At 60.5% G+C, this 21,069-nt stretch carries 19 protein-coding genes; 4 read left to right on the forward strand and 15 right to left on the reverse strand.

Annotated features, from left to right (window positions below; all coding sequences use genetic code 11):
• The 3 genes from J4E42_RS11960 to J4E42_RS11970 form a co-directional block, all read right to left on the reverse strand.
• On the reverse strand, positions 1 to 280 hold a 280-nt coding region (locus J4E42_RS11960; protein ID WP_207285322.1), incomplete at its 3' end, for an acyl-CoA thioesterase domain-containing protein.
• Between the two features lie 263 nt (positions 281 to 543).
• Positions 544 to 1,302 carry a CHAD domain-containing protein gene (locus J4E42_RS11965; RefSeq protein WP_207285323.1) on the reverse strand — a complete coding sequence of 253 codons (759 nt, stop codon included), beginning with the start codon at positions 1,300 to 1,302 and terminating at the stop codon, positions 544 to 546.
• A 95-nt stretch (positions 1,303 to 1,397) separates the two neighbouring features.
• On the reverse strand, positions 1,398 to 1,676 hold the full coding sequence (locus J4E42_RS11970; RefSeq protein WP_008027298.1) for a hypothetical protein: 279 nt from the start codon (positions 1,674 to 1,676) through the stop codon (positions 1,398 to 1,400).
• A 222-nt stretch (positions 1,677 to 1,898) separates the two neighbouring features.
• Here J4E42_RS11970 and J4E42_RS11975 point away from each other — a divergent pair, with 222 nt between their 5' ends.
• Entirely contained in the window at positions 1,899 to 2,939 is a 1,041-nt protein-coding gene (locus J4E42_RS11975) for a patatin-like phospholipase family protein (RefSeq protein WP_008042183.1), read from the forward strand.
• A gap of 144 nt (positions 2,940 to 3,083) precedes the next feature.
• Here J4E42_RS11975 and J4E42_RS11980 read toward each other — a convergent pair whose 3' ends face one another.
• The 6 genes from J4E42_RS11980 to kdpF all read right to left on the reverse strand — a co-directional run bounded on the left by J4E42_RS11980 (position 3,084) and on the right by kdpF (position 11,184).
• Positions 3,084 to 3,782: a response regulator gene (locus J4E42_RS11980; RefSeq protein ID WP_032828669.1), complete on the reverse strand. Its 699-nt coding sequence runs from the start codon at positions 3,780 to 3,782 to the stop codon at positions 3,084 to 3,086.
• A gap of 56 nt (positions 3,783 to 3,838) precedes the next feature.
• Positions 3,839 to 6,496, reverse strand: a complete 2,658-nt coding sequence (locus J4E42_RS11985) for a sensor histidine kinase KdpD (RefSeq protein ID WP_008042182.1) — start codon at positions 6,494 to 6,496, stop codon at positions 3,839 to 3,841.
• Between the two features lie 131 nt (positions 6,497 to 6,627).
• Positions 6,628 to 7,173 (reverse strand): potassium-transporting ATPase subunit KdpC, encoded by a 546-nt coding sequence (gene kdpC, locus J4E42_RS11990; protein WP_207285324.1) that lies wholly within the window; start codon positions 7,171 to 7,173, stop codon positions 6,628 to 6,630.
• A 150-nt stretch (positions 7,174 to 7,323) separates the two neighbouring features.
• The gene (kdpB, locus tag J4E42_RS11995; RefSeq protein WP_032832696.1) at positions 7,324 to 9,381 is read right to left on the reverse strand and encodes a potassium-transporting ATPase subunit KdpB; all 2,058 of its coding nucleotides are present in this window, start codon (positions 9,379 to 9,381) and stop codon (positions 7,324 to 7,326) included.
• Positions 9,382 to 9,391: 10 nt separating this feature from the next.
• Positions 9,392 to 11,086 carry a potassium-transporting ATPase subunit KdpA gene (gene kdpA, locus J4E42_RS12000; protein ID WP_207285325.1) on the reverse strand — a complete coding sequence of 565 codons (1,695 nt, stop codon included), beginning with the start codon at positions 11,084 to 11,086 and terminating at the stop codon, positions 9,392 to 9,394.
• A gap of 8 nt (positions 11,087 to 11,094) precedes the next feature.
• Complete coding sequence (gene kdpF, locus J4E42_RS12005; protein ID WP_007899818.1) at positions 11,095 to 11,184, reverse strand: K(+)-transporting ATPase subunit F; 90 nt, start codon at positions 11,182 to 11,184, stop codon at positions 11,095 to 11,097.
• Between the two features lie 393 nt (positions 11,185 to 11,577).
• On the opposite strand from kdpF, the gene eat reads away from it, so the two are divergent.
• Complete coding sequence (gene eat, locus J4E42_RS12010; protein ID WP_207285326.1) at positions 11,578 to 12,942, forward strand: ethanolamine permease; 1,365 nt, start codon at positions 11,578 to 11,580, stop codon at positions 12,940 to 12,942.
• Between the two features lie 125 nt (positions 12,943 to 13,067).
• Positions 13,068 to 13,235: a DUF2897 family protein gene (locus J4E42_RS12015; RefSeq protein ID WP_008031772.1), complete on the forward strand. Its 168-nt coding sequence runs from the start codon at positions 13,068 to 13,070 to the stop codon at positions 13,233 to 13,235.
• A 51-nt stretch (positions 13,236 to 13,286) separates the two neighbouring features.
• On the opposite strand, the gene J4E42_RS12020 is transcribed toward J4E42_RS12015, so the two are convergent.
• Together J4E42_RS12020 and J4E42_RS12025 are read right to left on the reverse strand one after the other, a co-directional pair.
• Positions 13,287 to 14,138 carry a DUF1989 domain-containing protein gene (locus J4E42_RS12020; protein ID WP_008031773.1) on the reverse strand — a complete coding sequence of 284 codons (852 nt, stop codon included), beginning with the start codon at positions 14,136 to 14,138 and terminating at the stop codon, positions 13,287 to 13,289.
• Positions 14,139 to 14,153: 15 nt separating this feature from the next.
• Positions 14,154 to 14,807, reverse strand: coding sequence for a GntR family transcriptional regulator (locus J4E42_RS12025; RefSeq protein WP_207285327.1), 654 nt, complete (start codon positions 14,805 to 14,807; stop codon positions 14,154 to 14,156).
• Between the two features lie 176 nt (positions 14,808 to 14,983).
• Here J4E42_RS12025 and J4E42_RS12030 point away from each other — a divergent pair, with 176 nt between their 5' ends.
• Positions 14,984 to 15,541 (forward strand): TetR/AcrR family transcriptional regulator, encoded by a 558-nt coding sequence (locus J4E42_RS12030; RefSeq protein ID WP_207285328.1) that lies wholly within the window; start codon positions 14,984 to 14,986, stop codon positions 15,539 to 15,541.
• Here J4E42_RS12030 and fabF read toward each other — a convergent pair.
• From fabF to J4E42_RS12050, 4 genes are all read right to left on the reverse strand, one after another.
• A complete protein-coding gene (fabF, locus tag J4E42_RS12035; protein WP_207285329.1) occupies positions 15,538 to 16,812 on the reverse strand; it encodes a beta-ketoacyl-ACP synthase II in 1,275 nt (424 codons plus the stop codon). The genes J4E42_RS12030 and fabF overlap by 4 nt on opposite strands.
• 32 nt (positions 16,813 to 16,844) lie before the next feature.
• Positions 16,845 to 17,639, reverse strand: coding sequence for an SDR family oxidoreductase (locus tag J4E42_RS12040; protein ID WP_008031779.1), 795 nt, complete (start codon positions 17,637 to 17,639; stop codon positions 16,845 to 16,847).
• 204 nt (positions 17,640 to 17,843) lie between these two features.
• Positions 17,844 to 18,179, reverse strand: a complete 336-nt coding sequence (locus J4E42_RS12045; RefSeq protein ID WP_008042174.1) for a helix-hairpin-helix domain-containing protein — start codon at positions 18,177 to 18,179, stop codon at positions 17,844 to 17,846.
• Between the two features lie 112 nt (positions 18,180 to 18,291).
• Complete coding sequence (locus tag J4E42_RS12050) at positions 18,292 to 20,286, reverse strand: nucleoside-diphosphate sugar epimerase/dehydratase (protein ID WP_032832695.1); 1,995 nt, start codon at positions 20,284 to 20,286, stop codon at positions 18,292 to 18,294.
• Positions 20,287 to 21,069 lie beyond the last annotated feature (783 nt).

A 21,069-nucleotide genomic window follows, 5' to 3' on the forward strand; every position in this document is an offset into this window, starting at 1 on the left:
GGCCCTTCTGCATCGCCCGACCCAGTACCTGGCTGACCGCCTTGCCTTCGCGCAGGACGTCGACCTCAAAACTGACCGGCACTTCAGGCTCGACCGGCCCGACAAAGGTGATCGCCAGCGAACGTACAGGACGATCCGCCGGCACCTTCGCGCGCATGGCTTCGTATTGCAAGGCGGCCACCAGGCCACCAAAACTGGCGCGACCCTGCGCCCATTCGGCCGGAATAGACAGCTCCAGCGGCTGGCTGCGGACGGCGTCGAGCAGATCGGAAAAGCGCATGGAAACCTCAAGGGCAGAAAAGGAATAAAGAGATCTTAACCAGCCAGCTAAAACGGCACAGCGCTTATTCCGGCCAAAAGTACGGACAGATGGGCCGCGCATGGCTCGGCTCCACACCGAACCCATGTGGGAGCGAGCCTGCTCGCGATAGCGGTACAACATCCGACATTGATGCTGCTGATTTACCGCGATCGCGAGCAGGCTCGCTCCCACAAGGTTCTGTGTTGTCCAGCCAATTAGTGATCAAGTCATCCATGGTGGTTTCAGGATCTGAAACAGCTGGCACTTAGTTTGTCGAGCACACGGTCCGCGCGTCCCTCGGCCTGGGCCATGGTAGTTTTCCAGACCGCCACGCAAGGCTGCAAATCGGCTTCCTGTTCGGCCCGGGCCAGCCATTGCCAGCAGTCGTGCCAATCGCCCAACGCGGCCTGGGCCGACTTCAGTCTGGGCAGCGCCGGTTTCGGCAAGCGATCCAGCTCGGGATACGCCTCGATGCCATAGCGCACGCGCTTGATCAACAAGCGCAGACGATGGCGATCATGGGCGGGATCGTGCAGCGCCTGGTCGAGTTTCTTCCATTGTTTGGCCAGGCGTTTCTCGATCCGTTGACGCAAGCCCTTGAGCAAACCCTGACGCTGCGAGGCGCGTATAAAGCGCGGAAAGGCGTCAAGGATCATCAGCAACTGCAACAGCTCAGGACTCGCCGCAACCGCCGGGTAAGCCTCGGCCATCTGCGCCATGCGCCGTTGCGCCGCCTCGGGTTGATCGTGCTCGAGCAAATACGCCGCCAGCACTTCGCGATCGCGCAACGGCGTGGTCAACTGCCCCACGGCCGACGCCGCCGCTTCCAGTTGCTCGACACCGGGCAAACCACGCAATGGTCGCAGCAGGCTGCGCAAACGGCGAACCGTGGTGCGCAGATCGTGCAACGCTTCCGGGTCGGTGCGGGCATTCAATCGGGCCTGACAGGCCAGTAAACGGACTTCCAGGCCCAGAACTTGAGCCACCAACCGATTAATCATGTGATCGACTCCAATTGTAGGAGCCGGCTTGCTGGCGATGGCAGCCGTGATGACGCCTTCACCAGCAAGCCGGCTCCTACAGATTAGCGCCTTGTTTAACGGCCAGCGCGTGACTCACGAATATAAAAGCGCGCCTTCTCGGCTTTCCTGGCGCAGCCTTCGAACGCTTCGAATTGCTGCTGGGTCTTGGCGCCGGTCAGCAACGACAGGGCCTTGGAGTAGCTGACGGTGCCGGCAAAACCTTCGGCCTTGGCCAGGTCCAGCTCACGCCACGCCGCATCGAGCCCGTTGCCGCAGCTGTCACGGTAAGCGGTTTTGCCGGCACAACCGGCGAGTGCCAGCGCAATCAAGGGCACACAGATCCAGGCTTTCATCACTCACACCTCAACAATAGGAAAACAGTCGTGCACGTAAGACGGTCCGGCGCGTGAAAAGTGCCTTGCTCCCGCCGCCGAAACTATAGCGCTCGGGAGAATAACCATCTGCCGCCATGGAGTGTCGAAAAAACGACGCCTTCACCCTGCCAAGCGACCTTGACGATTGAAGCGCGCCCCTCGATGGGTGCATTGTTGAACCTTGTCAGACGAGGGCGATTCATGAAAAAGCGCGTCGCACTGGTGCTGGGCTCAGGTGGGGCCCGAGGATATGCCCATATCGGGGTCATTGAAGAGATCGAACGGCGTGGCTACGACATCTCCTGCATTGCCGGCTGCTCGATGGGTGCGGTGGTCGGCGGGATTTATGCCGCTGGCAAACTGGACGAATACCGTAACTGGATCGAAAGCCTGGATTACCTCGACGTGTTGCGCCTGGTGGACGTCAGTTTTCGGCTGGGGGCGATTCGCGGCGAGAAGGTCTTCGGGCAGATCCGCAAAATCGTCGGCGAAATCAATATCGAAGACTTGCGCATCCCCTACACGGCGGTGGCCACCGACCTGACCAACCAGCAGGAAATCTGGTTTCAGGAAGGCTGTCTGCACCAGGCGATGCGCGCCTCGGCGGCCATCCCGAGCCTGTTCACCCCGGTGATGCAAGGCAATCGCATGCTGGTGGACGGCGGCATTCTCAACCCGTTGCCGATCGTGCCCGTGGTGTCGAGCCATTGCGACCTGATCATCGCGGTCAACCTCAACTCCACCAACCAGCGTCACTATCAATTGCCGGTGATCCAGCGCCCTGCCGCGTTCAGGACCCGGTTCGACAGCCTGATCAACTCGCTGGGTTCGAAAATGCCGTTCCGCCGCAAACAGGCAGAACAATTGCTGTTGCTGGAAAAGGAAGCGTTGATGGCTGAGGCGGCCGAGATCAATCCCTGGGTCGAGTCCGCCGAACCCGAAGCCCAGCAACCGGCAGCCGCCCCTGAACGCGACGGTGCGCCGAAGTCGGCCACCGGTTCATTCATCATCGACAACGTGGGACCGGCGTCCTTGCTGGATTTGATCAACCAGAGTTTCGAGGTGATGCAGACGTCGTTGGCGCAGTACAAGATCGCCGGCTATCCGCCGGATATTCTGATCAACGTGCCGAAGCGGGTGTGCCGGTTCTTCGAGTTTTACAAGGCCCCGGAGTTGATCGCGCTGGGGCGCGAGATTGCGCGGGACACCTTGGATCGGTATGAGAATGAGCGGGATTCCTGAGGGTCTCGGGTGAATGTGAGGGCCTCATCGCGAGCAGGCTCGCTCCCACATTTGATTTTCAGTGGACGCAAAATCTGTGGTTCACCTCAATCTACTGTGGGAGCGAGCCTGCTCGCGATGGGGCCTGAAAATCCAGCGCAAAAATCAGAGGCCACCCTCACTCAACAACCGATACCCAACCCCCGCCTCGGTCACGATAAACCGTGGCTGCGTCGGATCATCCGCCAGCTTCTGCCGCAAATGCCCCACCACAATCCGCAGATAGTGACTGTCTTCGGTATGGGTCGGCCCCCAGATATCCTTGAGCAATTGCTGCTGGGTGATGACCCTTCCCGGATGCCGCGCCAGTTGCGCCAGCACTGCGTATTCCTTGCGGGTCAACGCCACTTCGACGCCTTCGAGCAGCACCCGGCGATACGCCAGATCCACGGTCAACGGGCCGAACGTCAACGCCGCTTGTTGCGCCTCGCCCACCGGCGCCTGACGCAACAGGGCACGCACCCGCGCCAGAAATTCCTGAATGCCGAACGGCTTGGTCACGTAGTCATTGGCTCCGCCATCCAGCGCTTCGACCTTCTGACCTTCACCGGCGCGCACCGACAGCACCAGCACTGGCACCGTCGACCACTCACGGAACTCGCGCAGCACTTGCTGGCCGTCCATGTCCGGCAGGCCGAGGTCGAGCACCAGCAAATCGGGTTTGTTCAATGCGGCTTGCGCCAGGCCTTCGGTGCCGGTGCCGGCCTCCAGCACTTTGTAGCCTTGGGAGGCGAGGCTGATGCGCAGGAACTTGCGGATCTGCGGTTCGTCGTCGATGACCAAAATGGTCGCGGTCTGGCTCATGGTTTCCGGTCGCGGCATGGAGATGTCCAAAGGGTATCAGGCTTCACTTTCAGTACTCACTGTCCGCTCTCGATTTCAAAGGAAGGCTGTTCCTGCAAGGGCAAGTGAAGGGTGATGCAGGTGCCGCGCCCGTCGATGCCGTCACCGACGCTGATGCGCCCGCCGTGCGCGCCGACCATGCCCTGACAGATCGCCAGCCCCAGCCCGGTCCCCTGCCCGCCACGATCACCGCGTGCGGCGGTGTAGAACATGTCGAAAATCTTCGCCCGCTCCTCCTCCGGAATGCCCGGGCCTTCATCGCTGACCGAAAAGAACAGCTCGTTTTCATCCACGCCAGCGCGCAATTGCAAACGCCCATGCACCGGTGAAAACCGTGCGGCGTTTTCCAGCACGTTGACCAGCGCCTGCTCGATCAGCGCGGCGTGAACGAACAGCAGCGGCAGTTGCGCGGGCACATCAGTGCTGACCTGCAACGGCGCCAGCACCGCACGCAGGCGATTGAGCGAACTGCCAACGATGTCGGCCGGTGACACCCAGTCCCGCGCGAGCTTCAGCGCGCCGTGACCGAGGCGGGTCATGTCCAGCAGGTTTTGAATGTAGCGATCGAGGCGCTCGGCTTCATCACGCGTGCCTTCAAGCAGTTCGCGACGATCCTCCAGCGGGATGGCTTCGCCGAGCGCCAACAGGCTGTCGATGCTGCCGCGCATGGAGGTCAACGGTGTGCGCAGATCGTGGGATACCGAGGCCAGCAAGGCACTGCGCAGTTGCTCGGTTTCGCCGTGCAGCCGCGCCGCTTCCAGGTCTTCGGCCAGTTGTGCGCGTGCCAGCGCCTGGGCCAGCGGCTGACTGAGCGCGGTCAACAAACGTCGACGCTGACCGCTCAAGGTCTGCCCTTCTTTGGCACAGACGCCGAGCAACGCCAGCGGCCCGTCTTCCACCGAAAGCGGCCACCACCACCAACGCCCGAACGGCAACGTGCCGGTGCCCGCGCCCGCCGGTTGATCGTGTTGCCAGGCCCAATCGGCGGCGGCGCGTTCGGCTTCGGTGAATTCCAGGGGGCCACCGGTTTCGACTTTCCAGCCCGCCTGACCGTCGCGATTAAGCAGGCACAGCTGCACGTCTTTCCAGCCGTTGAGGTGCTGCGCGGCGGCGCTGACCACGGCCTGGCGGTCGGTGGCGGCGGTGAGTTTGCGCGACAGGTCGAGCAGTTCGGTGGTCTCTTCCTGCGTATCGCGCAACGCCTGCAATTGCCGGCGCTGGCGCGCCGCGAGGTTGCCGGTGAGCGCAGCCATCAGCAGGAAAAACAGCAGCGTCAGTACGTCTTCTTCGCGCTGGATGCTGAAGGAAAAATTCGGCGGAATGAACAAAAAATCGTAGGTCAGAAACGACAGCGCCGCACAGGCCAGCGCCGGGCCGAGGCTGCTGCGCACCGCCACCAGCAACACGGCGGCGAGGAACACCAGCGAGATGTTCGGCAGCGGCAAGACACTCGCCACGGCCCAGGCCAGTGCGCTGGCGAGCACGGTTGCAACCAGCGCCAGCGCATAGTCGAACCACACCAGTGACTGCGCCGAACGCTGGCGCGGCTGATGCTGTTCGTGATCGCTGTCGAGGACGTTGATTTCCAGTCCACGTGCATCGCGCAGCAAGCGTGAGGCCAGACCACCGCCGAACAGGCGCCGACGCAAACGCTGCCGGGACTGACCGACCAACACCAGGCTGGCGCGGCGTTCGGCAGCGTGCTGGATCAGGGTTTTCGCAACTTCGCCGGCACGCAACAACACCACTTCGCCACCGAGACGTTCGGCCAGTTGCTGGGCACTTTGCAGACGCAGGCGCGATTGCTCGTCGCGCACGCTGCCGTTGTCCACGTGCACCAGGCTCCACGGCAAATGCCGGCGCTGGGCGACACGACTGGCGTGACGCACCAGGCGTTCGGCCTGAGCATCGCCATCGACACCGACCAGCAGCCGACCGCGCACTGCAGGTGCCGCCTGGCCGAGCTGGCGATACCCTTGCGCCAGATCGTTATCGACCTGAGCCGCTGCCGTCTGCATCGCCAATTCGCGCAGGGCGGTGAGGTTGGTTTGGGTGAAAAACGCATCGATGGCCGCCCGCGCCTGCTCCGGCACGTAGACCTTGCCGTCGCGCAGTCGTTCGAGCAGCTCGCGTGGCGGCAAGTCGATCAGCAGCAGTTCATAGGCTTCTTGCAGCACCCAGTCCGGCAAGGTTTCGCGGACCTGCACACCGGTGATGCCGCGCACCTGGTCGTTGAGGCTTTCCAGGTGCTGGACGTTGACCGTGGTGAAGACGTCGATGCCGGCGGCGAGCAATTCCTGAATGTCTTGCCAGCGCTTGGCGTGACGACTGCCGGGGGCGTTGCTATGGGCAAGTTCGTCGACCAGCACCAGTTTCGGTTTGGCTGCGAGCAGGCCGTCGAGGTCCATTTCTTCGAGCATCACGCCACGGTATTCCGAGCGCACCAGCGGTTGCTGCGGCAAGCCGCCGAGCAGCGCTTCGGTTTCGGCACGGCCGTGGGTTTCGACCACGCCGGCGATGACTTTTACGCCCTGGCGCAGTTGAGTGTGGGCCGCTTGCAGCATGGCGTAGGTCTTGCCGACACCGGGCGCGGCACCGAGAAAAACCTTGAGCCGGCCACGGCCATCGCGGGGCAGGTCTGCTAACAGCGCGTCGGCGCGGCCGGAGTCACTCATGTTTGAAGCTCTCTTTTTTCAGGTGTTGATGTGGTGATTGTTCTATCGCCATCGCTAGCAGGCTAGCTCCCACAGGGGGTATGCATTTCCATGTGGGAGCTAGCCTGCTAGCGATTGGCGACGCCACCGATTTACAACTTTTCCAGCGCCATGTTCAGCGCCAACACATTCACCACCGGCGGGCCTACCAACGGCTGTTCGATGTGCGCGGCCAGCAGATTCTGAAGCGTAGACACCGGCAGATTCCGCGTCGCCGCAACACGCGCCAGTTGATAGGCAATCGCCGCTGGTGGCAAGTGCGGATCAAGCCCGCTGCCAGAAGTGGTCAGCAGCGCCAACGGCACCGCCCCCTGGCCTGGCACCAGCAGTTTATTGGCATCGTCGATCACCCGAGTGGCCAGCGCGGGATTGCTTGGCGACAGGTTGCTGGCGCTGCTCGATACCGTGGCGAAAGCACCGGCCGACGGGCGTGGATGGAACCACGCGTCACCGGTGAAATCCTGGGCAATCAGCGAAGAGCCGCGGACTTTGCCGTCGGCGTCGCGCACGAGGCTGCCATTGGCCTGGTCAGGGAACGCGACCTGCGCGACGCCAGTGACCACCAACGGATAAGCGATGCCGGTGATCAGGGTCATAAGGACCAGCAGGCTCAGGGCCGGACGTATCATTGTGGACATTTCAAAATCCTCGAATTCGGGTAACAGATTCGGTGTTCATATAGATGAACCGTGGTGCATTCTTCGCGAGCAAGCTTCGCTCCTACAGGGCGGTGTCACACCTGTAGGAGCCGGCTTGCCGGCGATCGAGCGCGAAGCGCTCGCCAAGGGTCAAACCAGATGCAACGCCGTCAACAGCATGTCGATCGCCTTGATGCCCACGAACGGCACCAGAATCCCGCCCAGTCCGTAGATCAACAGGTTGCGGCGCAGCAACGCCGCCGCACTCGCCGCCTGCACCCGCACGCCACGCAAGGCCAGTGGAATCAGCACCACAATGATCAAGGCGTTGAACACAATTGCCGACAGAATCGCGCTCTGCGGACTGCTCAGTTGCATGACGTTGAGCACACCCAGTTGCGGGTAGATCGAGGCGAACAGCGCCGGCAGAATCGCGAAGTATTTGGCCACGTCGTTGGCGATGGAAAACGTCGTCAGTGCACCGCGAGTCACCAGCAATTCCTTGCCGATCTGCACCACGTCCAGCAGCTTGGTCGGGTCGCTGTCGAGGTCGACCATGTTGGCCGCTTCGCGCGCGGCTTGCGTGCCGTCGTTCATCGCCATGCCGACGTCGGCCTGGGCCAGTGCCGGGGCGTCGTTGGCGCCGTCGCCGCACATGGCGACCAGACGACCGTCGTTCTGCTCATGACGAATGCGCGCCAGTTTTTTCTCCGGCGTAGCTTCAGCGAGCACGTCGTCCACACCGGCTTCGGCCGCAATCGCCGCGGCGGTCAGCGGGTTGTCGCCGGTCACCATGACGGTGCGAATCCCCAGTTTGCGCAGCTCGGCAAAACGCTCGCGGATGCCTGGCTTGACCACGTCCTTGAGGTGGATCGCGCCGAGCAATTTACCGTCGGCGCACACCAGCAAAGGTGTGCCGCCGCTCTGGGCGATCTTGTCGATTTCCCGGGACAGTGCCGGGGCGAGATCGGTGCGTTTCAGGCCGACGAACGCCAGCAACGAATCCACCGCGCCCTTGCGATACACACGGCCCTGATAGTCGACACCGGACAAGCGAGTCTCGGCGCTGAACGGCACCGCTGTCAGCACTTCGGTGGCAGGCTCGGGTTGTGGATGAATGCCGCGCAGGTACTCGACGATGGACTTGCCTTCCGCGGTGTCATCGGCCAGCGAAGCGAACAGCGCGCCCTCGGCCAGCTCCTTGGCGCTGACACCCGGTGCGGCATACACCGCGGTGCAACGACGGTTACCGAAAGTGATGGTGCCGGTCTTGTCCAGCAGCAGGACGTGTACGTCCCCCGCCGCTTCCACGGCGCGCCCGGACTTGGCGATCACGTTCAGGCGCACCAGACGGTCCATGCCGGCGATACCAATGGCCGAGAGCAAACCGCCGATGGTGGTCGGAATCAGCGTGACCAATAACGCCACCAGGAACACCAGCGGCAGGCTGCCGTTGGCGAAGTGGGCGAACGGTTGCAGGGTCACGACCACCAGCAGGAAGATCAGCGTCAGGCCGATCAGCAGGATGTCGAGCGCCACTTCGTTCGGGGTTTTCTGGCGTTTGGCACCTTCGACCAGGGCGATCATGCGGTCCAGTGTCGACTCGCCAGGGTTGGCGGTGATGCGCACCAGCAGCCAGTCGGAGACCAGTCGGGTGTTGCCGGTGACGGCCGAACGGTCGCCTCCGGATTCACGGATCACCGGCGCGGATTCACCGGTAATCGCCGCTTCGTTGACCGCCGCGATGCCTTCGATGACTTCGCCGTCACCGGGGATCATTTCCCCGGCTTCGACGCGCACCACATCGCCCTTGCGCAGGCTGGTGGCCGGCACCACTTGAAAGGCGCCGTTGCCGGTTTTGCGGCGTGCGCTCAAGCCTTCGCTACCAGCCTTGAGGCTGTCGGCGCGGGCCTTGCCGCGACCTTCGGCCAAGGCTTCGGCGAAGTTGGCGAACAGCACGGTGAACCACAGCCACAAGGCAATTTGCGCAGCGACGAAGGTCGGCACGGCGCTGTCGGGAATGAAGCACAGCACGGTGGTCAGGACGGCGGTCAGTTCGACCACCAGCATCACCGGCGCACGTTGCAATTGCCGTGGGTCGAGCTTGACGAAGGCTTGCACCAACGCCGGACGCCACAGGGCCGAGATCGCGGTTTTCGGTTGTTCCGGCGCCTTGACGGTGGCGGCTTTACTTACGGGCATATTCATCATTGATTCCTCAGAAGCCCATGCTCAAATGTTCTGCAATCGGACCCAGTGCCAGTGTCGGCAGGAAGGTCAAACCACCCACCAGCAAAATGGTCACGGTCAGCAACGTCACAAACAGCGGGCCGTGGGTCGGGAAACTGTTCTGGCCGATCGGTGCGGTTTTCTTCATCGCCAGGCTGCCGGCCAGGGCCAGTACCGGGAGGATGTAACCGAAGCGACCGATCAACATGCCAAGACCGAGCATCAGGTTGTGGAACGCGGTGTTGGCACCGAAGCCGCCGAACGCCGAACCGTTGTTGGCACTCGCCGATGTGTAGGCGTACAGCAACTGGCTGAAACCGTGGGCACCGGGGTTGCTCACCGAGGCGACCGGGCCCGGCAGGCTCGCGGCAATCGCACCGAGCACCAGCACGCCGACCGGCATCACCAGCAAAGTCACCACCAGCAATTGCACTTCTTTGGCCTGCAGTTTCTTGCCGAGGTATTCCGGGGTGCGGCCGATCATCAGGCCGGCGAGGAACACCGCGATCAGCACGTTGAGCAACATGCCGTAGAGCCCGGCACCGACGCCGCCGAAGATCACTTCGCCGACCATCATGTTGACCATCGCGACCATGCCGCTCAGCGGGTTAAGGCTGTCGTGCATGCCGTTGACCGAGCCGTTGGACGCGGCAGTCGTGGTCACCGACCACAACACCGTGGCGGTGGTGCCGAAGCGCGCTTCCTTGCCTTCCAGCGGCGCGGTCTGTTCGACGGCGACGTTGTTCAGGGTCGGGTTCGGTTGGTATTCAGCCCACAGCGAGGTCGCGCCGCCAATCAGGAACAGCGCCAGCATGCAGGCGATGATCGCGCGGCTCTGACGCAGGTCTTTGACGTAATGACCGAAGGTGAACACCAGGGCAACCGGGATCAGGATGATCGAGGCCACCTCGAACAGGTTGCTCCACGCCGTCGGGTTCTCGAACGGGTGCGCCGAGTTGACGCCGAAGAAGCCGCCACCGTTGGTGCCCAGTTGCTTGATCGCAATCTGGCTGGCGGCCGGGCCGAGCGGGATCACCTGATCGACGCCTTGCATCGTCACCGCATTCACGTACTGCGCGAAAGTTTGCGGCACGCCCTGCCAGACCAGGTACAGCGCCAGCAGCAGGCACAGCGGCAGCAGGCCGTAGAGGGTGGCGCGGGTCATGTCGACCCAGAAATTGCCCAGGTTTTTGGTCGATTTGCGACCGATGCCCCGGCACAACGCAACCAGCACAGCGAGGCCGGTGGCGGCGCTGACGAAGTTCTGCACGGTGAGGCCGACCATCTGGCTCAGGTAGCTCAGCGAGGCTTCGCCGCTGTAGCCCTGCCAGTTGGTATTGGTCATGAAACTGACGGCAGTGTTGAACGCCAGCGTCCACTCCTGACCCGGCAGGTTTTGCGGGTTGAGCGGCAAGTGGTCCTGGAACAACAGGATCACGAACAACAGCAAAAAGCCCGCAAGGTTGAAGGCGAGCAAGGCCAGGGTGTATTTCTGCCAGCTCTGTTCGGCTTGCGGATCAACGCCGGCCACCCGATAACAGCCACGCTCCACAGGTCCCAGGATCGGTGTCAGCCAGGTGCGCTGGCCTTCCATGACCTTGTAGTAGAACCGCCCGAGAAACGGTGCCGGGATCAGCACCACGGCGAAGAAGGCCAGGATCAGCCAATAGTCATAACTGTGCATAGCCGCTCCTAGTTCCGGTCCGCGCGCAACAGCGCAACCAACAGATAAATGAACAGCCCCACTGCCAACAGCAGTGACACCCCGTCCAGAACGCTCATGGAAGTTCTCCGTGTTACGGCGTATTGCCGCGTGTGGAGTCATTGTCGGAAGGAAGGCTGTAAAGGAGCGAGATCGAGGGGGTTGGCTGGGCATAAAGAAAGTGTAAAGAGTGGGTTTATGCCTTTGTTACAGCGGTGTTTGGGCGGGCCCCTTCGCGGGCAAGCCTCGCTCCTACAGGGGATCGGCGCATTCAAAACTGTAGGAGCGAGGCTTGCCCGCGAAGACGGCATAACAGACACCAACGCCCCCAACTGATGCATAAAACCCATCCATCCAGCGCCGAACATCCCCGATACGACACCTTTTTGCGCTTTACGACGGCCATCACCACACTGGCACGCCCACTGCACACGCCCTCCCCGAGCTGTCCAAACCGTTCAGGGAGCAAACGCATGAACACACAACTCAAACCCACGCTGGGCACGCTGCACCTGTGGGGCATCGCGGTCGGGCTGGTGATTTCCGGTGAGTATTTCGGCTGGAGTTACGGCTGGGGCGTGGCGGGCACACTTGGTTTTCTGGTGACGTCCTTCATGGTCGCCACGATGTACACCTGCTTCATCTTTAGCTTCACCGAGCTGACCACCGCGATTCCCCACGCCGGCGGTCCCTTTGCCTACAGCCGCCGCGCCTTTGGCGAGAAAGGCGGATTGATCGCCGGGCTGGCGACGCTGATCGAATTCGTCTTCGCCCCACCGGCCATCGCACTGGCGATCGGCGCCTACCTCAACGTGCAATTCCCCGCCCTCGACCCGAAACACGCAGCGGTCGGCGCCTACATCGTGTTCATGGGCCTGAACATCCTCGGGGTGAAACTGGCGGCCACCTTCGAGCTGGTGGTCTGCGTACTCGCGGTGGCTGAATTGCTGGTGTTCATGGGCGTGGTTGCGCCGGCGTTCAGCTTCAGTAACTTCGCGCTGAATGGCTGGGCCGGCTCCGATGTGTTCGGCGCACCGGCGATTGCCGGGATGTTCGCGGCGATTCCGTTTGCCATCTGGTTTTTCCTCGCCATCGAAGGCGCCGCCATGGCCGCCGAAGAAGCCAAGGACCCGAAACGCACGATTCCCAAGGCGTACATCAGCGGCATTTTGACCCTGGTGTTGTTGGCCATGGGCGTGATGTTCTTTGCCGGCGGCGTCGGCGACTGGCGCACTTTGTCGAACATCAACGACCCGCTGCCACAAGCGATGAAAACCGTGGTCGGCGAAAGCTCCGGCTGGTTGCACATGCTGGTGTGGATCGGCCTGTTCGGTCTGGTGGCGAGTTTCCACGGGATCATCCTCGGTTACTCGCGGCAGTTCTTCGCCCTTGCGCGAGCCGGTTACCTGCCAGCGTCGCTGGCCAAACTCTCGCGTTTCCAGACGCCGCACCGGGCAATCATCGCCGGCGGTGTCATCGGGATCGCGGCGATCTACAGCGACGGCTTGATCAACCTCGGCGGCATGACACTGACCGCCGCGATGATCACCATGGCGGTGTTCGGCGCGATCGTGATGTACATCATGAGCATGCTCAGCCTGTTCAAGCTGCGTAAAACCGAGCCGAACCTGGAGCGCACTTTCCGCGCGCCGTGCTACCCGTTGGTGCCGGCCATTGCACTGGCGCTGGCGGTGGTGTGCCTGGTGGCGATGGCATGGTTCAACGCGCTGATCGGTGCGATTTTCCTCGGCTTCATGGCCGTGGGTTTCGTGCACTTCATGCTGACCGCGCAATTGCGCGCCGATGCACCCGCGGACGCGATGTTGACCGGGCTCTGAATCGCAGCAGGTGTTGCGGGTCGATCAGGCATAGAATGGAACCACTGCGAAATTGAATCGCTCAAAGTGGTATGCACGATCGATTGGCGAAACCCGCCAATCGGCCTGCCCTCAAGGAGAGCCCTATGCCCTGGTATGCCTGGTTGATTCTGATCGTTGCAATCGGCTCGATCGTGGGTGGTTTGATGTTGTTGCGTGACACCGCCCACAAGGTCGAACTGACCGATGAGCAACGCAAACGCGTCGCTGAACGCAACGCGCAAGCGGATGCCAAGGATGCGCAGGACCGCTGAAAAAAACCTGATCCCTGTAGGAGCGAGCCTGCTCGCTCCTACAGGTGACGGTTATTTTTCCCAATCGGCCTTGGCGATGTGCAAGCCATGCAGCCCTTTGTACGCTGCACGCTCCGGCTGGCTCCAGCCTTCGAGCAGTGAATCCTCCAGTTTGTAGATCTCCACCCCAAGCGGGCGACACACGCTCAGCGGGTCCTGCGCGTCCGGCCCCCACATGGCCAGCGACAGATCGCCCCCCGGGCAGGTCGACAGCGCACACAACAGATCAATCTCGGCAAAGAATTCCAGGTAGTCGCCCTTCTGCGCCGGACAGGCTTTCATGAAGTACATGTCGTCGTGATTGAGGCCGGTGCACTGGAAAATGTTCAGCACGTCATGCACGTCGAACTCGGTCAGGCCATGGGGCAACACTGCGCGGGTCAGGTTGGAGTGGCAGTGATGGTGGAAGTCTTCACCGGTGAGCATTTTGTTCACATAGGGATCGCAGCGGGTGCCGAGCAAGTCGTGCAGGCGCCCACCATGTTCGTCAATGCCGTAGTCGGCCAGGCTGTCATCGGTGATGGTCACCAGCGGCCGCAAGAATGGCAGGTTCGACCAGAGCCGGTCGTGAGTGCTGACATGCGCCCCTTGCAACTGCCGCGTGCGCGAAGCCCACAAGCGTTCACGCGGATCGTTGGCATTCCAGACGTTGAAATCCCCGACTTGCGGGCCGACCGGCGTGGTCACGCGAAACACGTGCCCGGCCGGGACATGCCAGGCGCGGCCGGTGCGGATCGGCACTTCGAACTGCTCGATCAGCGTGCGCCCCTCCTTCGTATCCCGGATCTTTTCATAGAAGGCTTTATCCACCTGCAAGGCCGAACCTTTGCTGACTTGGTAGGCCGCCGGATAGTCTTTGTACATGGCACGAATCCTCGATCAGTGATGGGAAGAAGGGGCAAGCATTTGCAATAGAAGGTGCTCGGAATCGTCGAGATAACGGCTCATGGCGTCCTCGGCGGCGCGTTTGTCGCCTTCGGCCAGCAGCTCGTGAATCCGCCGGTCACGCGCCAGCCAGGGCGCCTGAAACCGTGATTCATCGGGCGCGGCGCAAAACACCAGGCGCAGTTGCGCGACGACATTGGTGAAGAACTCATCGAACAACGGGCTGCGCAGCAACCCGACGATGTGTTGATGAAACGCCAGGCTGTGCGTGCCCACGGCTCGCCAGTCTTCGCGCTCCCGGGCCAGTTCGGTGGCTTCCAGGGCTTCGAGCATCCGGTCGGACTGATAATCGCGCAGCGGCTGACTGGCACTGATGGCCTGCAACTCCAGCGTGCGGCGGACGTTGAACAGATCCCGAACATCGTCGACGCCCAAGCGACGCACCATCACGCCTTTGTTGCGCACATAACGGGTCAGACCTTCCTGCCCCAATCGATGCAAGGCTTCGCGGATGGTGTTGCGGGAAGCGTTGTAGGCTGACACCAGATCGTTTTCCACCAGCGCCATGCCGGGCAGCAAACGACCGCCAATGATGTCGGCGCGCAACTCCAGGGTGATGTGGTCGGCCAGGGACAGTCCGCTGTTCATACTTATCGCCTCATGATTGTTCAACAATCGTCAGCTAACGGGTAATCACTATCCGTGCCAGTTTGTTCGAGACGTCATGAAGGAGTTGGACGCATCTGCATGCTTTTTAGAAATAGAAGTACAGTCACCATCCCATTTCCATTGGTTAAGATGGCGCATTGTTGCGGAGATACCAGATGCGTTACTCGCAGGACCATAAAGCTCAGACCCACCAACGCATCATCAAGGAAGCTTCAGCGCGATTTCGCCGCGACGGTATTGGCGCGACCGGCTTGCAGCCCCTGATGAAAGCGCTGGGCTTGACTCACGGCGGCTTCTATTCGCATTTCAAGTCCAAGGATGAGCTGGTAGAAAAGGCCCTGCAGGCTGCAGGCGCCGAGGTGGAAGTCATCTGCGCCGAACTGTTCGCTCAGGAACGCCCACTCGAGGCGTTCATTGACGCGTACTTGTCCGAATGGCACCAGACTTCGCCCCATGAAGGGTGCCCGTTGCCGACCATGTCATCGGAACTCGGCCTGCGCGGACAGCCAAGTCCGACCTCCGACGTGGTGCTCAATGCGCGGCTCGAACAAATACAAGGCACCCTTGAAGGTGATGATGCCGCCGACCAGAGCATCTTCATCATGTCCGCAATGGTCGGGGCGCTGCTGTTGTCGCGCAGTGTCGAGAGCGCCGATCTGGCCCAGCGGATTCTCGACGTCACGCGCGAATTTCTCAAAAAGCCGCGGGATTAACCCTGCCAGCGCTTGAAGAGCACGCTGGCATTGACCCCACCAAACCCGAAACCGTTGGACAGCGCATACTCGATGGCCATCGGCCGCGCCTGACTATGGACGATGTCCACACCTTGCGCCGCCGGATCCGGGTTATCCAGGTTGAGGGTGGCCGGCACGATCTGATCACGGATCGCCAACAGCGTGAAGATCGCCTCGATCCCGCCCGCCGCGCCGAGCAAATGCCCGGTGGCCGACTTGGTCGACGTGACCGCAATCTTGTTATCCGTGCCGAACAACGATTTGATCGCTGCCAACTCGCCCAGATCCCCAACCGGCGTCGAGGTTGCGTGAGCATTGAGGTGCTGAACCTGTGCCGCAGCAACGCCCGCCTGAGCCAGCGCCAGCGACATCGCCCGTCGCGCACCACTGCCATCTTCGGGGCCGGCGGTCAGGTGATAGGCGTCGGCGCTGGTGCCGTAACCGACCAGTTCCGCCAGCGGTTGCGCGCCACGGGCCAGTGCATGCTCCAGGGATTCGATCACCAGAAGGCCTGCGCCCTCACCCATGACAAAACCATCGCGGTCACGGTCGAACGGACGCGAAGCCCGCTCCGGGGTTTCGTTATATCCACTGGACAACGCGCGAGCCGCAGCGAACCCGGCGAGACTGACACGATCGATCGACGCCTCCGCACCGCCACACACCGCAATGTCCGCCTCGCCGCAACGGATCAGCCGCGCCGCATCGCCAATCGCCTGAACCCCGGCCGCGCACGCCGTTACCGGAGCACCCAGGGGGCCTTTGAATCCGTGCTGGATCGACACATGGCCCGCGGCCAGATTGACCAGAAACGAGGGAATGGTGAAAGGCGACAAACGCCGCGGGCCACGACTGTCGGTGGTGCGTACCGCATCGGCAATCGCGCCGAAACCACCGACCCCCGAACCGATAATGGTCGCCGTACGCTCCTGGGCATTGGCGTCCTGTGCCTGCCAACCGGCTTGCTCAAGCGCCTGACGCGCCGCTTCCATGGCAAACATAATGAAGCGGTCCATCTTCTTCTGCTCTTTGGGGGGCGTCGCACGATCCGGGTCAAAACCCGCCTCGGCATCTTCGGCCAGCGTCGGCACTGCGCCACCGACCTTGGCCGGCAGATCAGCCACGACTTCGTCCGGCAAGTTGCGCAATCCCGAACGCCCGGCCAACAGACGCTCCCAGACGGCTTCGACCCCGCTACCCAGCGGAGACACCAAACCCATGCCCGTTACAACCACTCGACGTTCACTCATACCGCAACTACCTCAAGCCAATGGAGAGTGCCTCACTTGTAACGCGAAGCGGCCTTGCTTTTGGAAAGATTCGGCGCCATCACCAGACGCGCCGCGACAAACGCATCCCAGTCAGAGGCATCCGGCAACGAAGGAATAGTGATCAGTTCTCCCTGGTCCAGCCCCGACAACGATGCATCGACCATCTCGCCCGCTTCCATGACCATGTCCGCCGGGATCTGGCTTGCGTCAATACCGGAACGCTCCCAGATTTCGGTGCGTGTCACGCCTGGCAACACCGCTTGTACTTTGACCCCGGTGCCATCCAGCTCGGCATTCAACGACTGGGTCAGGCTCAACACATAAGCCTTGCTGGCGCTGTAAGTGGCGTTGAAGCGCTCGGGGAACAACGCCACCACCGAGGCGATGTTGATGATCGTACCCCGGCCGGCTTTGGCAAAACTGGCGGCCGCCGCCGAAGCCAGGCGCGTGACCGTCGTTACGTTCAATTGAATCAAACGTTCCAGTTGGTCCAGATCGGCGTTGGCCAGCAAGCCATCTGCCGCGACACCCGCGTTATTCAGCAGCAGACTGATACTCGAATCGCTGCGAAGGCGTTGCTCAAGTTTCAGCACATCATCCTTTTGCGTGAGATCCGCTTTCAGCACCTCGACCTGAACACCATGCTCGGCGCGCAGCTTGCTCGCCGCGGCCTGAAGACGCTGTTCGTCACGTGCGACCAGCAACAAATCAAAACCGCGCGCGGCCAAGCGCTCAGCGTAAATGGCACCAATCCCGGATGAAGCACCGGTGACAAGAGCCGTACCTTGGGTCTGGACAGAATTCATGACGTGCTCCTGGAATGTGTAAGGAAAAGAAAAGCGCCTGCGCTTCAGAGCGCCAAGCTGGATGACGAATTTATTATAGGCATAATTTAATCACAATATGATAGCCGTAATTTTTCATCTGCCGACGGAAGGCGCTAAATCACCACGTACGCCAGAATGCAAAAAGGCCGGTCAATGACCGGCCCATGGCGCTGAATTACAAGCTTAGTTCACCTCAAGCTTTTCGCGGTTCTTATCCAGAATGGCTTTGCCGATCCCCTTCACTTCGAGCAGCTCGTCCACCGATGCAAACGGCCCATTACTCTCACGATAGGTAACAATCGCCTTGGCCTTGGCTTCCCCGATGCCGGACAACTCCCGTTGCAGGGTCGACGCGTCGGCCTGATTCAAATCAACCTTTTCGGACTGAACCTTGGGAGCGACCTCCATGACCAGAGGTGCAGTGCCCGCCTCCGTCTTGGCCGCAGGTGCAGCAATAGCGGCGACAGAGGCAGTGCTCAGGAGGGCAAAAATCAGAGAGTAGAAGTAGCCAGTACGCATAAATGAAGCTCCATGACATCAATTGGGAAAGCAGCTTTTCCGAAGCTGCCTTCCAAACTTAGGCGATGTCTGGAGCCTGTCAAAAATGTGTCAGTTACAGGATGTGAAACAATCAGGGCTCAAGGCGACGCTGCTGATAGATCCAGTCGACGATCTCGCCGTCAGGGGTATAGCCGCTGACCGTTTCGCGCAGAAGCTGGCGGACTCTCGAATAATCATCCTGATCAACCGCTGCCAGCAATTCGCCCAACCGCGCCTTCAGCACATCCCAGGTCAGGTAATCTTCACTGGCCGTCATGATCATCGGATGCGAGGTCGCCGCAACGTTGTCGCCGATCAGCAGCTCTTCGTAGAGCTTTTCACCTGGACGCAGGCCGGTGAATTCGATCGAAATGTCACCGTGGATATTTTTGTCCGACCGGACACTCAACCCTGACAGATGAATCATTTTCTCTGCCAACTCGATGATTTTTACCGGCTCGCCCATGTCCAGCACGAAAACGTCCCCGCCCTGCCCCATCGACCCGGCCTGGATCACCAACTGAGCGGCCTCGGGAATGGTCATGAAATACCGGGTGATTTTCGGGTGTGTGACGGTCAACGGTCCGCCAGCCTTGATCTGCTTGTGGAAAAGCGGGATCACGGAACCTGACGAGCCCAACACATTACCGAACCTGACCATGGTGAAACGGGTCTTGTTGACGCGAGACACGCTGGACTTGTCGCCAAACAACACAGGCGCTTTTTCACGGCTGAGCGCCTGCAATGTCAACTCTGCAAGTCGCTTGGTACTCCCCATTACATTGGTGGGGCGAACAGCCTTGTCGGTGGAAATCAGTACAAAGTTTGCAACTCCGGCCTGAAGTGCAGCCTGGGCCGTATTTAACGTGCCCATGACATTGTTCAACACGCCTTCTGCAATATTGTGCTCGACCATAGGTACATGTTTGTACGCTGCGGCGTGGTAAACCGTATCGACATGCCAGGTCTTCATGACGTCCAGCAACTTGTTCTCGTTACGGACAGAACCCAGGATCGGCAGCAGTTTGACGGACAACGATTCACGCGCAATTCGCTGCTCAAGCTCGGACAGGATGCTGTAAAGGTTGAACTCGCTGTGTTCGAACAACAACAGGGTCGTAGGCCTTAAAGCAAGTATCTGCCGGCACAGCTCCGAACCGATTGATCCGCCCGCACCGGTAACCATCACTGACTGGCCGGTGATGCAATGCTCCAGCAGGTCCTCTTGAGCCGGTACCGCATCACGCCCAAGGAGGTCGGCAATGTCCACTTCCTGGATATCGTCGACCTTGACCCGGCCGCTGGCCAGATCCATGAATCCCGGCACGCTGCGCACATGAAGCGGGAAGCGCTCCAGGTAGCCCAGAATTTCCCGGCGGCGCCCACGGTTGGCCGAAGGGACTGCAAGCAGGATTTCCTGAGCACCTGTCGTGTCAATCAGTTGCTGGATATGCTTGGGCTTGAACACCTGCAACCCGGAAATGACACGACCGGCAATACTTCCGTCATCATCGATGAACGCAACCGGGCGCATCACCCTGCCCATGCGCAGCGCCGCAACAAGCTGGTTGCCTGCGGCGCCAGCGCCGTAAATGGCCACTTTCGGCAAACCATTATCACGATTGGCAAAAGGCACATGTTGCGCCGCCGCGAACCAATCACCCAAAAAGTACTGGCGCATTGCCAAACGCAAGCCACCAATCATGATCAGGCTCAACCACCAGTAGTTGAACATAATCGAGCGGGGCACGACCGTTTGATGATTGCTATATAAATAGACGATGACGCCAAGAATAAGCGAAGAAAGGCTGACGGCTTTAATTATCGCGATAAGTGCATCATTACCGAAATAACGCATCACGGCGCGATACATGCCAAATCGAATAAACAACGGGATGGCAACGACGGGAGCACTAAGAAATAACCAGAGGTGCTGTTGAACAGGGCTGTTCATTTCGTCGATCCCTAGACGAACGACAAAAGCCATCCATAACGAGACCCAAACCAAACCAACATCGGCAACTACCTGCAGGACCCGCTTGTGTCGGCGCGGAAGGCTCAACAAAAAAGCTCTTATTTTATCCATAACCCTATCGAACACCTCACCAAGCTCCTGAAATCAAAAAATAAACTATTGCCTTTGAACCCGCAAAGAAAACCGGCCGATTTACGATGAAATACCAGCGCGGGCAAATGCCGCACCAGCGTAAGGACTGCATCAAAAAATAAACTTCGATCAGGCACCCTTGTACCAAAACAGCTGGAGGGAGGCAGGGCCTGACAGGCTACCGAAGGCAATCCCGATATAATACCTGTGTTGCGGCAGAAATCCCTGATTGCAGGCAAAATTACTGCCATCAAACGCAAGGGCAACCCGGGCGGCCTCGGTTACCCCGGCAGGTGCTGGTAAAAAATGACGAACGTGCCGGAATCGCGGTTCCTACCTGATACAATGCCCCGAACTGCACGCAGCCTATAAGAATCGCAGCTACACCCCTCCGGTGTTGTATCAAAACTGATCAAGATGACCACAAGGAATAGTCTCTCGCCATCAGGCCTTTCACGATTGGCGAGGCACATCTGGCAATCGGCCGGCACCCTGACAACCAATCCGGAAGAAAATTCACTGCATCGAAGACGCATCAAGCTGCAACCTTGGAAAGCATCGAACAAAGAAGGCTATAATCCGCGGCGCCTAAAAAGCTTTCCAGTTCTTAGCGATAAAGAAGAGCGAGCAGGGACACGCTGTAAGAAACTTCTGTCTCCGACGAAAGACCCGGCTAACACGAACTGAACGGTTGACCCCCGATGACAAAGATGTCACTCCGCGATCGAGATCATGCCAGCGGAAGTAAACAGACCCGCTGCG

The organism is Pseudomonas sp. FW300-N2A2, assembly GCF_017351735.1.
GTDB lineage: Bacteria > Pseudomonadota > Gammaproteobacteria > Pseudomonadales > Pseudomonadaceae > Aquipseudomonas > Aquipseudomonas migulae.

What these genes read in the sequence shown, in the direction of transcription:
- J4E42_RS11965 (WP_207285323.1), bottom strand. Translation starts at nt 1,302, where the DNA reads ATGATTAATCGGTTGGTGGCTCAAGTTCTGGGCCTGGAAGTCCGTTTA.
- J4E42_RS11970 (WP_008027298.1), bottom strand. Translation starts at nt 1,676, where the DNA reads ATGAAAGCCTGGATCTGTGTGCCCTTGATTGCGCTGGCACTCGCCGGT.
- J4E42_RS11975 (WP_008042183.1), top strand. Translation starts at nt 1,899, where the DNA reads ATGAAAAAGCGCGTCGCACTGGTGCTGGGCTCAGGTGGGGCCCGAGGA.
- J4E42_RS11980 (WP_032828669.1), bottom strand. Translation starts at nt 3,782, where the DNA reads ATGAGCCAGACCGCGACCATTTTGGTCATCGACGACGAACCGCAGATC.
- J4E42_RS11985 (WP_008042182.1), bottom strand. Translation starts at nt 6,496, where the DNA reads ATGAGTGACTCCGGCCGCGCCGACGCGCTGTTAGCAGACCTGCCCCGC.
- kdpC (WP_207285324.1), bottom strand. Translation starts at nt 7,173, where the DNA reads ATGTCCACAATGATACGTCCGGCCCTGAGCCTGCTGGTCCTTATGACC.
- kdpB (WP_032832696.1), bottom strand. Translation starts at nt 9,381, where the DNA reads ATGAATATGCCCGTAAGTAAAGCCGCCACCGTCAAGGCGCCGGAACAA.
- kdpA (WP_207285325.1), bottom strand. Translation starts at nt 11,086, where the DNA reads ATGCACAGTTATGACTATTGGCTGATCCTGGCCTTCTTCGCCGTGGTG.
- kdpF (WP_007899818.1), bottom strand. Translation starts at nt 11,184, where the DNA reads ATGAGCGTTCTGGACGGGGTGTCACTGCTGTTGGCAGTGGGGCTGTTC.
- eat (WP_207285326.1), top strand. Translation starts at nt 11,578, where the DNA reads ATGAACACACAACTCAAACCCACGCTGGGCACGCTGCACCTGTGGGGC.
- J4E42_RS12015 (WP_008031772.1), top strand. Translation starts at nt 13,068, where the DNA reads ATGCCCTGGTATGCCTGGTTGATTCTGATCGTTGCAATCGGCTCGATC.
- J4E42_RS12020 (WP_008031773.1), bottom strand. Translation starts at nt 14,138, where the DNA reads ATGTACAAAGACTATCCGGCGGCCTACCAAGTCAGCAAAGGTTCGGCC.
- J4E42_RS12025 (WP_207285327.1), bottom strand. Translation starts at nt 14,807, where the DNA reads ATGAACAGCGGACTGTCCCTGGCCGACCACATCACCCTGGAGTTGCGC.
- J4E42_RS12030 (WP_207285328.1), top strand. Translation starts at nt 14,984, where the DNA reads ATGCGTTACTCGCAGGACCATAAAGCTCAGACCCACCAACGCATCATC.
- fabF (WP_207285329.1), bottom strand. Translation starts at nt 16,812, where the DNA reads ATGAGTGAACGTCGAGTGGTTGTAACGGGCATGGGTTTGGTGTCTCCG.
- J4E42_RS12040 (WP_008031779.1), bottom strand. Translation starts at nt 17,639, where the DNA reads ATGAATTCTGTCCAGACCCAAGGTACGGCTCTTGTCACCGGTGCTTCA.
- J4E42_RS12045 (WP_008042174.1), bottom strand. Translation starts at nt 18,179, where the DNA reads ATGCGTACTGGCTACTTCTACTCTCTGATTTTTGCCCTCCTGAGCACT.
- J4E42_RS12050 (WP_032832695.1), bottom strand. Translation starts at nt 20,286, where the DNA reads ATGGATAAAATAAGAGCTTTTTTGTTGAGCCTTCCGCGCCGACACAAG.